Source organism: Agrobacterium sp. SORGH_AS_0440, from assembly GCF_031453135.1.
In the GTDB taxonomy this organism is placed as follows: Bacteria; Pseudomonadota; Alphaproteobacteria; order Rhizobiales; family Rhizobiaceae; genus Agrobacterium; species Agrobacterium pusense.
On the sequence record NZ_JAVIYR010000001.1, the window covers coordinates 1,704,499 to 1,717,596 of the forward strand.

13 protein-coding genes are annotated in these 13,098 nt (G+C 60.9%); 1 reads left to right on the top strand and 12 read right to left on the bottom strand.

All coding sequences use genetic code 11. The annotated features are described in order from the left end of the window. Positions 1-155: 155 nt before the first annotated feature. The 10 genes from QE453_RS07765 to QE453_RS07810 form a co-directional block, all read right to left on the bottom strand. Positions 156-371 carry a hypothetical protein gene (locus tag QE453_RS07765; RefSeq protein ID WP_309776659.1) on the bottom strand — a complete coding sequence of 72 codons (216 nt, stop codon included), beginning with the start codon at positions 369-371 and terminating at the stop codon, positions 156-158. A 50-nt stretch (positions 372-421) separates the two neighbouring features. Then, positions 422-826: a VOC family protein gene (locus tag QE453_RS07770; RefSeq protein WP_004438893.1), complete on the bottom strand. Its 405-nt coding sequence runs from the start codon at positions 824-826 to the stop codon at positions 422-424. Between the two features lie 14 nt (positions 827-840). Beyond that, positions 841-1,329 (bottom strand): helix-turn-helix transcriptional regulator, encoded by a 489-nt coding sequence (locus tag QE453_RS07775; protein ID WP_309776660.1) that lies wholly within the window; start codon positions 1,327-1,329, stop codon positions 841-843. Positions 1,330-1,395: 66 nt separating this feature from the next. After that, entirely contained in the window at positions 1,396-1,584 is a 189-nt protein-coding gene (locus QE453_RS07780; RefSeq protein WP_309776661.1) for a hypothetical protein, read from the bottom strand. A 164-nt stretch (positions 1,585-1,748) separates the two neighbouring features. Then, positions 1,749-2,867: an aminotransferase class V-fold PLP-dependent enzyme gene (locus QE453_RS07785; protein ID WP_309776662.1), complete on the bottom strand. Its 1,119-nt coding sequence runs from the start codon at positions 2,865-2,867 to the stop codon at positions 1,749-1,751. A gap of 9 nt (positions 2,868-2,876) precedes the next feature. Next, on the bottom strand, positions 2,877-3,656 hold the full coding sequence (locus QE453_RS07790) for an ATP-binding cassette domain-containing protein (RefSeq protein ID WP_309776663.1): 780 nt from the start codon (positions 3,654-3,656) through the stop codon (positions 2,877-2,879). Beyond that, positions 3,653-4,453 carry an ABC transporter ATP-binding protein gene (locus tag QE453_RS07795; RefSeq protein ID WP_309776664.1) on the bottom strand — a complete coding sequence of 267 codons (801 nt, stop codon included), beginning with the start codon at positions 4,451-4,453 and terminating at the stop codon, positions 3,653-3,655. Before QE453_RS07795 ends, QE453_RS07790 begins: the two co-directional genes overlap by 4 nt. Beyond that, on the bottom strand, positions 4,450-5,280 hold the full coding sequence (locus tag QE453_RS07800) for an ABC transporter permease (protein WP_309776665.1): 831 nt from the start codon (positions 5,278-5,280) through the stop codon (positions 4,450-4,452). Before QE453_RS07800 ends, QE453_RS07795 begins: the two co-directional genes overlap by 4 nt. Continuing rightward, a complete protein-coding gene (locus QE453_RS07805) occupies positions 5,277-6,266 on the bottom strand; it encodes an ABC transporter permease (RefSeq protein ID WP_137069918.1) in 990 nt (329 codons plus the stop codon). Before QE453_RS07805 ends, QE453_RS07800 begins: the two co-directional genes overlap by 4 nt. Before the next feature lie 9 nt (positions 6,267-6,275). Then, a complete protein-coding gene (locus QE453_RS07810; protein ID WP_309776666.1) occupies positions 6,276-7,883 on the bottom strand; it encodes an ABC transporter substrate-binding protein in 1,608 nt (535 codons plus the stop codon). A gap of 375 nt (positions 7,884-8,258) precedes the next feature. Here QE453_RS07810 and QE453_RS07815 point away from each other — a divergent pair, with 375 nt between their 5' ends. Further along, positions 8,259-10,958, top strand: coding sequence for a DNA translocase FtsK (locus tag QE453_RS07815; RefSeq protein ID WP_309776668.1), 2,700 nt, complete (start codon positions 8,259-8,261; stop codon positions 10,956-10,958). 92 nt (positions 10,959-11,050) lie between these two features. Here QE453_RS07815 and QE453_RS07820 read toward each other — a convergent pair whose 3' ends face one another. Together QE453_RS07820 and QE453_RS07825 are read right to left on the bottom strand one after the other, a co-directional pair. Then, entirely contained in the window at positions 11,051-12,100 is a 1,050-nt protein-coding gene (locus QE453_RS07820; RefSeq protein ID WP_137069921.1) for a carbohydrate ABC transporter permease, read from the bottom strand. 2 nt (positions 12,101-12,102) lie between these two features. Next, entirely contained in the window at positions 12,103-13,098 is a 996-nt protein-coding gene (locus tag QE453_RS07825; RefSeq protein WP_034498130.1) for a carbohydrate ABC transporter permease, read from the bottom strand.

A 13,098-nucleotide genomic window follows, 5' to 3' on the forward strand; every position in this document is an offset into this window, starting at 1 on the left:
CGTTTCGGCCGGTCGCTTTTAAAAATCAGCTAAAGATCAGCCCTGGGGTGCCGCCCCGGGGCTGAATATTTTCGGACATTCGATAAGCGTCACTCTTCAAAACCGCCGCAATGTTCCTGATGTGTGAGGCATACAGCGCCTCGTCCCCCGCCTGCCTACTCCTTCGAGGCGTAGAGCGGCTTTCCCATATAAGGCAGGAAGAACATGTAGAGCCCGCTAAAGACAAGCAAAGTCAGCGGAATAAGCGGGGCATAAACGATTACCGGTGGTGTCGGGCCGAAAGCCATCGAAGCGAAGTTCGCCAGAATGGTGACGGTCAGCAGAATGCCCAGCCACCGATGGCTCTTCCTTATCCATTTTTGCAAGATCAAAGTCGCCCCCGAGAAAAAGCATCCATGATGGAATGTGACACACGGTTGCCTCAACGGGCCTGGACGAGCTTCCAGCCATTGCCGGAAGGGTCGCGGAAACTCGCATCTACCGAGCCGTAACGCGTGATCGGTTCCTGGGTGAATTCGACGCCGCGTTTGTGCATGGCGTCAAAGGCCTTCTGACAATCCTCGACCACCAGAACCAACGGCGGCATGGCGCCCTTGGCCACGGCTTCGTTCAGATCCTGCGCTGTTGCTTCGTCAACGGTCGGGGCCTGCGGCCGAAACAGGCCGAGCTGGAAATCCGGCTGGTCCGGATGCTGCACGGTCAACCAGCGATAATCGCCGTTGCGTGCGTCCGTATGCACACGAAATCCAAGTTTTTCGACATAAAATTGCAGCGCCTCGTCCTGGTCATGAACGTAAAGCCCGACGACTTGAACACCATTTTTCATGAGCTATCTCCCTTTCACTCACCGTGCCTACCGCTTTCCGTTCGCCGGCGCTTCTCCGAAACTGCGATTGTGAGATGGGGGCGATGCGCGGCGCTGACGAAGCAATGGGGGACCTGCTCAAGATCGGCAGCCAAAAGCCGCATCCTGCGCCGCAACTCACCCGGGTTTTCCCCCGTCACGTCGCGGAAAACACGGCCGAACGTGCCGATGCTGTTCCAGCCGGTTTGCAGCGCGATCTCGATGACCTGAAGATCCGTATCACGCAACAGCGCCACGGCCCGCTCCACCCGGCGGGTCAGCAGATAGCGGTGAGGGGGTATGCCAAAAGCATCGCGAAACGATCTCGCGAAGTGCGCCTGTGAGGCGCCGCTGACGCTTGCAAGGCGTGAAACAGGCCACGCCTCATGGGGCGCCGCGTCCATATGATCCTTGGCCCGCAGAAGGCGGCGCAGCAGTTTCAAGTCTCTGTTTGCAGAGTTCTTTTCATTTCCGGACCGGCGCATGCGGCAATCATTGAATGAACCGGCGGCCCTTGGCAAGGTTCATGGCTGCAAGTCGCCGGCAGACGCTCAGATCACCGGGTAAAGCGACCAGAAAAACAGTTCATATTCCTGATCGCGATCGTCATCATGCGATTCGTCGTCGGGTCTGCGCGGTGTTTTGTCCTGAAACTCGGTCTCCACCCGCTCATTGACGACGGGCATCCTTAGGCCGATGCCAAAGAGGTCAAAGGAGAGCATGTTGAACCCTGCTACCATGGCCGTTTCCCTTCTTCACGCGAGTTAACGTAGTGTTAAGTTTCGCGCGTTGCCATGATTTCGTCAAGATTGGCGGAGGAATTTGTCTACCATTTTTAACAACAATGTCGTGAGCGGCGTTCCATCGCGAGCGGATTTTGCGCAATGAATGTTCTTCGACACCGTCAAGCGCCATCCGCAGGTGCGTCTGAATAGGTTTTTTCTGCGGCTTCCAGCGCGAAATCGGTATTTGCAGTGTGGCCAAGGATTTTCAGGGCGCCGGAGAAGGCCAGGATATTGGCTTTCACCGCATCCCGATGCGCTCTCCGACCGGTGTGGTTAAGCCTGATCAACCGTTCCGCGCCGGGGCCGACGCCACCGGAAATGTCCGCGCCTCGCTTTTGGGACGCAGCCGCGAGGAATGCCCCGGCTTCGAGGGTATCCGGCAGGATCGCCGTGGAAACGAGGGCGGAAGCGTGCGCCTCTTCCACCCAGGTTGGAATGCCAAGCGCCATGAGGCCGTTTCGGGTGGCCGCCGCTGCCGTTTTGTGGCGTCGATTGGCGGATGCCAGCCCTTCTGACTCGATCCTGTCGAGGGCGGCCTCCAGCGCGTAAAACTCCAACGGGGCGGGCGTCCCGGGCAGTGTGCCGCGGCCGGCATCGAGCCAGAGTTTCTTCTGGTCCATAAGCGAGAGCATGGAGTTGTCAGGAGCGCCGTCATGCGAAAGAAGCGTCCAGGCCCTTTCGCTGACGGAAATGGCGGAAATGCCGGCCGGGCCGGCCAGCGCCTTTTGCGGGCCGATGACGGCGATATCGATACCTAAACGGTCGACGTCGAAAGCATGTCCGCCAATGGACGCGACGGCATCCACAAGGGTCACGATGCTCCGTTCCCGGGCGAGCGCGGCGATGGCGGGCAGGGGGTTGAGGATGCCGCTTGCCGATTCCGCGTGGACGATGGCGAGAAGGTCGAAATCCGGCCCTTCGTCCAGCGCCCGTTCCACTTCCTCCAGGGTGACCGGCCTTGCCGGGCTGGCGGTCAGATTGCGCACGGTCGCGCCGCCCTTTTCCAGCCAGCCGCCAAACCACGTACCATAAGGGCTGGTGACAATGTTGAGCGCTTTCAGGCCCGGTCGCGCAAGGCTGGTGGCTGCGGCTTCGAGCGCCAGCACGGCTTCCGCCTGTATCAGCAGCACGTCGTTGCTTGTGCTCATCAGCGCGGCCAGCCGGTCGGCAAGGGCAGCATAACGCTCGGCAGGAAAAGCGGGTGGGTCGAGCAGCAATGCATAATCCGGAGCGTGCATGTCTTTTCCTTACGTGGTAATGGTCAGGCGCGGTGCGGCGTCGATCAGGGTTCTGGCGGTCGAGGATTGCGGCGCCGAGACGATATTTCCTGTCCGGCCGATTTCAACGATCCTTCCTGCTTCCATGATGGCGACGCGGTGGCAGACGGCGCGAATGACCGCGAGATCATGGGAAACGAAAATACAGGAAACAGCCGTATCGCGCTGTATTTCCACCAGCAGTTCAAGGATTTGCCGGCGAACCGAAACATCGAGCGCGGAGACGGCTTCGTCCAGGATGAGAAGTGACGGCTTGAGCGCAATCGCCCGTGCGATCGCGACGCGCTGCCTTTGGCCGCCGGAAAGGTCGAAGACCGAGCGGCCGGCATAGCTGGCGGGCAGGCCAACGCGGTCGAGAAGGCGGCGGACTTCCGCCGCACGCTCGCGTCTTGCGACCGTGCGATGAATGCGCAACGGTTCGCCGATGGCATCTTCGACGCTGGCGCGTGGATTGAAAGCGCCATGCGTATCCTGAAACACCATCTGCATGTGCTGGCGGGCGGCGCGAAGCTTGCCGCCGTCCAGTGTCAGCCAATTGTGGCCTCTGAAAAGGATCGTGCCTTCGTCGGCCGGGATCAATCGCATGAGAATGCGCGCAAGCGTGGATTTTCCACAGCCGGAGGGACCGGCAAGTCCCAGCGTCTCACCGGGCCGAAGCGAAAAAGAGATGTCGGAAAGCGCCGCCACCCTTCTTGCGCCGCTGCGGTAGGTCTTGGACAAGCCGTCGACGGTGAGCAGGGCATCGTTCATGACGCGGCCTCGCTGACCAGCGGCGGCGTGGACAGATCGAGGTAATCGGCAAGCAGCGCACGCGTATAGTCATGGACGGGTGCGGACAGCACCCGCCTCGTCGGGCCATGTTCCACCAGCAATCCCGCGCGCAGAACGGCAATCTCGTCGGCAAGGCTGGATGCAAGGCCGATATCATGGGTGATGAAGACCAGCGTCTTGTTTTCCTGCCGCACCAGATCGTCCAGCAGCGTGGCGATGGCGGCTTGGCTAACCGTATCGAGCGCGCTCGTGGCTTCATCGGCAATCAGGATTGAAGGACTGGCTGCAATGGCGGCGGCAATCGTCACGCGTTGCCTCTGGCCGCCGGAGAGCTGGTGCGGATAGGTCCGGATGAGGTGGGAAGGGTGCGGCAGCCGGACCCGCTCCAGAAGATCGCGGGCAAGATCGCGCGCTTGCCGCCATGAGAGGCCTAGATGCCGGACAGCCCCTTCCGCCACCTGTTCGCCGATGGTGAGAACCGGATTCAGCGTTGCGCCGGTGTCCTGAAAGATAGTGCCGATATCCCGCCCTGGCAGCGGCCTGCCGTGGAACAGGCTATCGCGGCTCCACGAAATATCACCGGAAACCTTCGCATGTCCGGGAAGAAGCCCCGCAATCGCCTTGCCGAGCGTCGATTTCCCCGAGCCGCTTTCGCCGATGATCGCCAGCCTCTGGCCTTGCCGGATCGTCAGCGAGACATTCTGCAATGCCGGCGCATCACTTGCCGCATACCAAACGCTGAGGTCGTCGATCCGGCACAGTGCATTTCCGCTCATGGCGCTCGCCTCCCTGTCGCCATCGCCTTGTTGATGCCTTCACCAAGAAGATAAACGCCGAGAACCGTAACCAGAAGGCCGATGCCGGGAATGACCGACAGAAACGCGGCCGAGCGAAGGACATTGCGTCCTTCTGCGATCATCGAACCCCAGGTAACGATATTGGGATCGCCGAGCCCGAGGAAGGATAGGGCGGCTTCGGTCAAAATGGCCGCGGCGACGATGATGGCGGCAAGCGCCATGACCGGCGGCAGGGCATTTGGCAGGATCTGCCTGAATGCGACCTCAAGCGGGTGCATGCCGATGGCGCGGGCGGACTGAACATAATCGCGCTCGCGGATGCTCAAGACCTGCGCGCGCATCAACCGCGCCGGATCCGCCCATGCGCCAAGCGCAATGGCGAGTATGACAATCGGCATGGAGGGGCCGATTGTACTGACGAAGGCGAGCGCTAGCAGGAAGTTCGGGACGATCTGGAAGGCGTCGGTGACGCGCATCAATGCTTCGTCCACAACGCCGCCGGCAAATCCGGCAATGGTGCCGATGACGGTGCCGATAATCAGCGCGGCTGCGGCGGCGCCTATGCCGACGAGCAGGGAGGCCTGCGCACCATGGGCGAGCTCGGCAAGCACGTTGCGGCCCAGCCGATCGGTGCCGAGCGGTAGGGCCGCATCCGTAAAAGGCGTAATCAGCGGTTCGCCAACGATAGCCAACGGGTCACCTGGAAAGACGGCGGGTGCGGCAAGCGCCGTCAGGGAAAGCAGCACCAGGATGACGGTTCCCGTCATGCCTTCGAAACTGCGCAGGAGCCGGAAAGCGAAACTCATGCGCCTTGTTCCCCGCTGCCAATGCGCGGATCGAGCACGGAATGGACAATGTCGACGGAGAGGTTGACGAGGATGACAAAAACCGCGCTCGTCAGGATGATGCCCATCAACAACGGGGCGTCTCGGCCAGTGACGGCCTCCTGCGCCAGCCGGCCAAAACCGGGAATGGCAAAAACGCTTTCGATGACCACGCTGCCGCCCAGCATGGTGGCCGCCTGCAGGCCAAGCACGGTGACAAGCGGCAGGGCGGCGTTGCGGGCGACGTGGCGTAGCACGATCCGTCGTTTTGAAAGCCCCTTGGACTGGGCGAAGAGCACGAAATCCAATGGCCAGATCGCAGCCATGGCGGTGCGCATCACGCGCAGGAAAAGCGCAAGATAGATCAGCCCAAGACTGGCGACCGGCAGCACGAGATGGCGGCCGATATCAACCGCCCTCGCCATGCCGAGCTTGCCCGAAGCGATGGTCTCGATGCCGGAGGTAGGCAGCCATCTGAATTTCACCGCGAAGACGATGGCGAGCACGAGCCCAAGCCAGAAGCCGGGCGTGGCGTAAAGCGCGAGTGAGAGTGTGGAAAGCGCGCGGTCTGTCGCCCCGCCCGGACGCGCGCCCGCCACGATGCCGAGTGCTGTGCCGAGGATGAAGGCGAGCGTTGTCGCACTGCCCATCAGAAGAAGCGTGTTCGGCAGCCTTTCCAGGATCAGCCCCAGCACAGGCCGGTCAAAGGCAAGCGACCAGCCGAGATCAAGCCGCAGCACCGAACTCGCATAGAGCCAGAAACGGGCCAGCACGGAGCCGTTCAGACCATATTGTTCGCGCAGCGCATCGCGCAGCCCGGCATCGCCGCCGCCGATGGAAACGAGATAGGCGTCGACCGCGTCACCCGATGCGTTTTCAAGCAGCAGGAAGGTGAAGACGAGCACGATCAGCAGCACCGGAATGGCGGTGAATGCCCTTCGCCGCAGCAATTTCGCCGCACGTCTCACGGCGTTGCCTCAGGTATCCGCCGCCGTATCCGCCCAGTTGGACACCGCCCACCGAGGATTACTGGCGACATGTTTGACCGTATCGCGCGCCACAGTGATGAAACCCCACTCGGCGACGTTGATCAGCGGCAGATCGGCCGTGACCTGTTTCTGGAAGTCCTTGTAAAGCGCGGTGCGCGCGGCGGCATCCACTGTTATCGCCGCCTTGTCGATCAATTCGTCCAGCGTCTTGTTCTCGTATCCGCCCTGATTGGAGAAGCCGACGCCGGCGGGAATCCCGGAGCGGACGAGAATCGTGGTCGATATTGCGGGATCACCGCGGAACACCGGCGGGGCGATGGCGAGATCGAAGGCGTGGTCGGTGTAAACGGCCTTCTGGTGCGCCGCGGCGTCATTGTTCACCAGTTCTGCATCAATCCCGATTTCCTGAAGCGCCTGCCGCAGATAAGAACCGAACTGGCGGGTCTCATTGAAGTAGGGCGCGGGCAGAAGCTTCAGCGAAAAACGTGTTCCATTCGCGCCACGCGGATAACCCGCCTCATCCAGAAGAGCGTTGGCCTTGGCGACGTCGAAATCATAGGTCTCAACGTCATCAGTGTAAAATTCCGGCGCATTCTTCGGTACGGGGCCGGTCGATGCAGTGGCGTAACCGAGAAAGACCTTGTCGATGACGAATTTCCTGTCGATGGCGTGCGCGATCGCCTTTCTGACCTTGAGATCTGCCAGTTCCTTGCGGCGATGGTTGATTTCCACCACCAGCTGATAGGTCAGTGCCTCATAGCCATCCGCAATAACCTTTATGCCGGGCTCCTTGGCGATGCGGGCAAGATCGGCGAGCGGCACGGCTGAAAACGCGGCAAGCTGGATTTCTTCAGCCTCCAGCGCAGAGGCCGCGCCGGCCCGATCGGGAAGGACGCGATAGATGATTTCCTCGAGCTGCGGCTGACCCTTGCCCCAATAGTTCGGGTTCCGCGTCAGGCGGTAATATTCGCCGGGTTTATATTCGGAAAAGATAAAAGGCCCGGTGCCCACCGGTTTGGTATTGGCCGGATTTGTAGCGATGTCGGTACCCTCGTAGAGGTGTTTCGGCACGACGCTGGTAACCACCGGCAGCGCATTGCGGATGAGCTGGAACGGCGTGGGTTTGGAAAAGCGGAAAATCGCCGTGTGGTCATCAGGCGTTTCCACCGTCTGGAGATTGGCAAAGACCAGCCGCCCAAGATTTTGCAGCGGTTTCCAGACGGAAAGCGCCGAAAACGCAACGTCCGCCGAGGTGAATGGCTTGCCGTCATGCCATGTCACACCCTCGCGCAGCTTGAAGGTGGCGCTGAGCCCGTCATCGGCTCCCTGCCATTCCGTCGCAAGTCGCGGCTCCAGCCCGTCGGTGCCGTTAAAGGAGGCCTCGGCCAGGGGCTCGACGATCTTGCTGGCGATGTAAAACACGCCGTTGGAGGCAACGATTGCCGGGTTGAGGTTTTTCGGTTCCGAATCGGCCGCGACGATCAGTCGCCCGCCGGATTTCTCCTGTGCGACGGTAATTCCCGCCAATCCCGTGGTTGCGGCCAGAGCGAGCGAGGTCTTGAGAAGCGAGCGGCGGGAAAGCTGGACAGGCGACATGAATTTCACTCCGGAATGAGGGCGAGGCGGGCTTTTCCGCTTGGCCCGCGGCGCGCCGATCTTAAGGCTGCAACCTCGGCAGTGTCCACGTTAATTCGCGCCCTTTACAGCAATGATTTTACGTTGCGGAGAGCTTTGCGGAAACAATATGCCCCGTCTCGGAAAATTCGGTTCTCCAGTCCGCCATCAGCGGCGAATTCACGGCGGAAAACTCGACATAACCGAATGAAACCAATCGTTTGATATGTGTTTTGCGAGGCAGCGGATGGCGCTGCGAACCTGTGGAGCGGTTGAAAATCCGTCGGTACGACCCCGTTTGGAAAGGGGTAATTAACCTTTATTTTTTATTTCAAGGAGACCGAAATATGTACGTTTATGATGAGTGTGCACGCTGCCATGAGCTTCTCCCGATCCAGATTTCAGAATTCGTCCAATAGCGTAGGGGAGGGGAGCGAAAACGCCCGTCATGCCGGTGTCCAGACGCCTGCGGGGCAGCGGACGATCGTGACGGCTGCAGGTGCAGCGCCGCGGCAGAATGCTGACGTGATCGCAGCCGATGCCATCGAAGGCCGTGCCGAGATGCCCGGCTGGCAGAATGCCTTCGTGCTTGGCCCGAATGTCCGCTTTACCCGCACGCCGGAGAGCGTCTTTAACCGGCGTATGCCGGTGGAGACGCCGAATATCCCGGAAGAGGAGGCGCCCGCTGCGTCCGTACCGGTTGCCGCAGAGCCCGAGACGGCGGTTCGCCAGGACGCGCCGGTACCCCAGCCAGCCGCGAAGCCGGCCGAGCAACGCATGGCGCCGCCGCGCATGCCGTTTCTGCCGCAGCCGCCCGACGCCCGCGGTGCTCGCGCCTTGACTTACAAATTGCGGCTGGAGCTTGCCCGTAAACAGGCGGAAGAGGCTGCCGCAGCCGTGCGGGATCCATCTTCATCGACGTCTGCCGCGCCCGATGCGGAACCCGCAGCGCCGCAGACGTTTGAGCCGCAACCTGCCGCGCAGCCGGAAGCTGAGACGCAGACTTCCATTCCCGCCTTTGCCGCCCATCTGCCGGATGAGCTGTTCTGGGAAGTGATGACGCTTGATCTGCCCGGCGATGCGGCTGAAGCTCTTACCGCCGAGGTGCGGAGCGCATTTTCCGTTTCGGCGCCCGCAGCTCCGGCGCCTGTAAATACCGTTCTGACAGCGCCTTCATCCGCAGTGGCTGTCGCTCCCGTCTCGCCCGCAGCCGCCCCGGTTGTCCTTTCGGCCGAGCCACCTGTCGTCACCGTACCCGGCGGCTCCGCCATCCGGCTCTATCGGGAAATTGGCGTACGGCAGACATTCATTCCAGCCGCCGGCGTGGCTGCCGAACAGGAGTTCGCGTCGCAGCCGATAGCGGAAGCTGCCATGGTCGTTGCGCCGCAGCAGCTTGCAGAGCAGGTTCAGCCGCCGGAAAGGATCGTTGCCGAGCCGCGTTTTACGCCGCGAGCGCCTATCCAGTCTTCTCAGCCCATGTTCCGTGAAGCACCTGTCTTCGCCGATGGGGAATATGAGTATCCTTCGATTGACCTCCTGCAGGAAGCCCGCGTCCAGCAGACCACGACCATGACACCGGAAGCCCTGGAACAGAGCGCCGGTCTACTCGAAAGCGTGCTCGAGGATTTCGGCATCAAGGGTGAGATCATCGATGTCCGTCCTGGTCCTGTCGTCACGCTCTATGAATTCGAGCCCGCTCCTGGCGTCAAGTCCTCGCGTGTCATCGGTCTCTCTGACGATATCGCGCGCTCCATGTCGGCGCTCTCGGCTCGCGTTGCGGTCGTGCCCGGCCGCAATGTCATCGGCATCGAGCTGCCGAACCCGGTGCGCGAGACGGTTTACCTGCGTGAACTGATCGAGGCGCAGGATTACGCCGAGACACGCCAGAAGCTTGCCCTTTGCCTCGGCAAGACCATCGGCGGCGAACCGGTTATCGCCGAACTTGCGAAGATGCCGCACCTTCTGGTCGCCGGTACCACCGGTTCGGGCAAGTCCGTTGCCATCAACACCATGATCCTGTCGCTGCTCTACCGCCTGAAGCCGGAAGAATGCCGCCTGATCATGGTCGACCCGAAGATGCTCGAGCTCTCGGTCTATGACGGTATTCCGCATCTCCTGACGCCTGTCGTCACCGATCCGAAAAAGGCGGTGATGGCGTTGAAGTGGGCGGTGCGTGAAATGGAAGACCGCTACCGCAAGATGTCGCGTCTCGGCGTGCGCAATATTGATGGCTACAATGCAAGGGCCGCTGCTGCCCGTGCCAAGGGCGAGACGGTGTTCTGCAATGTCCAGACCGGCTTCGATCGCGCCACTGGCGAAGCGGTCTATGAGCAGGAGGAAATGGACCTGACGGCGATGCCTTATATCGTTGTCATCGTCGATGAAATGGCCGACCTGATGATGGTCGCCGGCAAGGAGATCGAAGGTGCGATCCAGCGTCTGGCGCAGATGGCGCGCGCCGCCGGCATCCATCTCATCATGGCAACCCAGCGTCCCTCGGTCGATGTCATCACGGGCACGATCAAGGCCAACTTCCCGACCCGCATCTCCTTCCAGGTCACCTCGAAGATCGACAGCCGCACCATTCTTGGTGAGCAGGGGGCGGAGCATCTGCTCGGCCAGGGCGACATGCTGCACATGATGGGCGGTGGCCGCATCGCCCGTGTTCACGGCCCCTTCGTGTCCGACGAGGAAGTTGAAAAGGTCGTGGCGCATCTGAAGACGCAGGGTCGTCCGGAATATCTGGGCACGGTCACGGAAGATGCCGAGGAAGCGGAAGAAGAGGCGGAAGAGGATACGGCTGTCTTCGACAAGACCTCGATGGGCGACGACGACAGCGATGACCTCTATGAAAAGGCCGTCAAAATCGTGATGCGCGACAAGAAGTGCTCGACCTCCTATATCCAGCGCCGCCTTTCGGTGGGCTATAACCGCGCCGCCTCGCTGGTGGAGCGAATGGAGCAGGAAGGGATTGTCGGACCTGCCAACCATGTCGGCAAGCGCGCCATCATCGCCGGCGAGCGCGATTCTTATGACGCGATGGGCTCCGACGACTGATCATCGCGTCACCAAATGAACGAAGGGGGAGATGTTGCAAACAACATCTCCCTTTTTCTTTGTGTGGCGTTCGGCGCTAATGTCTGCGAAGCCTATTTCATTCCCGTTCCGGCGATGCCTGTTGTGATGTAGCGCTGTAGGAACAGGAACACGACCGTGACGGGTGCCAGGCTGAGGAAGGTCATGGCGAGGATATAGTGCCATTGCACCGAGAACTCGCCCTGAAAGGCGTTCAACCCCACCTGCAGCGTGAAATTCTCACGGCTGCTGAGAACGATTAGCGGCCAGAGGAAGTCGTTCCAGCGCCACAAAACCGAGAATATGGCGAGAACCGCGAGCGCCGGGGCCGTCAGCGGCAGGATGATGCGCCAGAAGATGCGGAATTCGCTGGCGGCATCGACGCGCGCCGCCTCGATCAGTTCGTCGGGGATGGTCAGCATATATTGCCGGAGCAGAAAGACGCCTGTCGGTGTCGCGACGGTGGGAATGATGACACCCCAGAGATTATCGACGAGACCGACACCGACGATGACGAGATAGGCCGGCACCATGACGACGGTGAGCGGGATCATCAGCGTCGAGATGATCAGCACGAAGATCGCCTTTTCGCCACGGAAACGGTATTTGGAGAGCGCAAAGGCTGCCATGGCGTTGACGATCAGCGTCAGGACCGTTGCGACGACGGTGACGAAGACCGAGTTCTTGAGGAAGGTGAGGAAGCTGAACTGTGTCAGGGGATCGGTGAAGTTCTCCGTCGCGATGGTCAGCTTCTGAACCGGCGTTATTTCCCGTGTGTCGACACTGATTGGCAGGCCCGGATTGGCTGGGTCCACCATCTGGGCTTTGAGGCCGATGCGGCGGACCATGGCCATCTCACGCTCTGCGCCGTCGATGGTGGCCTTCCACAGGCTGAGCGGCCTGTCGTAGCCCTGAACCTCCACTTGCACGGCAGCGCGCGGCAGGAGGCTTGGCGGAAACCGCGTGATCTCGGCTTCCGGTTTCAGCGATGACATTGCGGCCCAGACAACCGGGATGAGGACGGCAAGTGTGCCGCCGATGAGCCAGACCCAGGAGAGGATATCGGTGAGGCCGATCCGGCCGGGACGGCGGGTGCGCGTGAGGAAAGAGACGGCATTGGACATGGTCAGGACTCCATCTTTTTGCCGAGACGCAATTGCACGAGGGTGAGCGCAAGAAGCACAAGGCCCATCAGCACCGATGCGGCGGATGCGAGGCCAAACAGCCTGAGATCGCTGCCGAAGGCCATCTGGTAGATATATTGCACCACAAACGTATTGGCCGTGCCTGGCCCGCCACCATTCGTCAAAACCCAGGCTTCATCAAATATCTGCACCGAGCGGATCATCAACAGGATGAGCACGACGAGCAGGTTGGGGCCGAGAAGCGGCAGGGTGATGCGCAAAAGCGTGCGCCGGGGCGAGGCGGCATCGATGGCGGCGGCTTCGTAGAGATCCTTCGGGATGGCCTGAAGGCCGGCGAGCAGGATCAGCGTATAAAAGCCCATGTGGAACCAGACCGAAACGACCACCACGAAAAAGCGCGACCAGCCGACATCCAGCAGGAAGATTTCCGGCGGCACGCCCAGCATCTGGAAGAAGGCGTTGAGCAGGCCGTTGCGGTCCAGAAACCATTTCCAGATGAGGCCGATGACGACGGGCGACAGCAGGACGGGATAAAAGAACATGGCGCGGAAGAAACCGCGCGCGGCTATCGCCCTGTTGAGGATGAGGGCGGTTATGAGCGCGACCAGCAACGTGGCGATGACATTGAAACCGACAAACCAAAGCGTGTTCCAGATTGCCGTCCAGAACAGCGATTCCCGGCAGCTTCCCGGGTCCATATAGCTCTGGCAATCCAGCAGCTTGCCGAAATTCTCCAAACCGACAAAGGGGCGGTCGGTGATCAAAAGTTCGGTGCCGCCGGTGAAGGCATAACCGACCGCAATCGCAATCGGCAGGAAGGTGAAGATGCCAAAAAGAACGAGGTTCGGCATCAGGAAGATATAGGGCATGCGCCTTTTGCCGATCAGCCGCTCGATGAAGTTGAGCGGCACTTCGGCAATCGCCATCACGGCGTCGAGCGCACGGTCGGACAGTCTCGCAAGCGTCGGATTGGCCAT

Excerpts from the sequence above, each read along its gene's own strand:
- QE453_RS07795 (WP_309776664.1), bottom strand. The coding sequence starts at position 4,453 with ATGAGCGGAAATGCACTGTGCCGGATCGACGACCTCAGCGTTTGGTAT.
- QE453_RS07815 (WP_309776668.1), top strand. The coding sequence starts at position 8,259 with ATGATGAGTGTGCACGCTGCCATGAGCTTCTCCCGATCCAGATTTCAG.
- QE453_RS07820 (WP_137069921.1), bottom strand. The coding sequence starts at position 12,100 with ATGTCCAATGCCGTCTCTTTCCTCACGCGCACCCGCCGTCCCGGCCGG.
- QE453_RS07780 (WP_309776661.1), bottom strand. The coding sequence starts at position 1,584 with ATGGTAGCAGGGTTCAACATGCTCTCCTTTGACCTCTTTGGCATCGGC.
- QE453_RS07825 (WP_034498130.1), bottom strand. The coding sequence starts at position 13,098 with ATGGCCAATCCGACGCTTGCGAGACTGTCCGACCGTGCGCTCGACGCC.
- QE453_RS07770 (WP_004438893.1), bottom strand. The coding sequence starts at position 826 with ATGAAAAATGGTGTTCAAGTCGTCGGGCTTTACGTTCATGACCAGGAC.
- QE453_RS07800 (WP_309776665.1), bottom strand. The coding sequence starts at position 5,280 with ATGAGTTTCGCTTTCCGGCTCCTGCGCAGTTTCGAAGGCATGACGGGA.
- QE453_RS07775 (WP_309776660.1), bottom strand. The coding sequence starts at position 1,329 with ATGCGCCGGTCCGGAAATGAAAAGAACTCTGCAAACAGAGACTTGAAA.
- QE453_RS07785 (WP_309776662.1), bottom strand. The coding sequence starts at position 2,867 with ATGCACGCTCCGGATTATGCATTGCTGCTCGACCCACCCGCTTTTCCT.
- QE453_RS07810 (WP_309776666.1), bottom strand. The coding sequence starts at position 7,883 with ATGTCGCCTGTCCAGCTTTCCCGCCGCTCGCTTCTCAAGACCTCGCTC.
- QE453_RS07790 (WP_309776663.1), bottom strand. The coding sequence starts at position 3,656 with ATGAACGATGCCCTGCTCACCGTCGACGGCTTGTCCAAGACCTACCGC.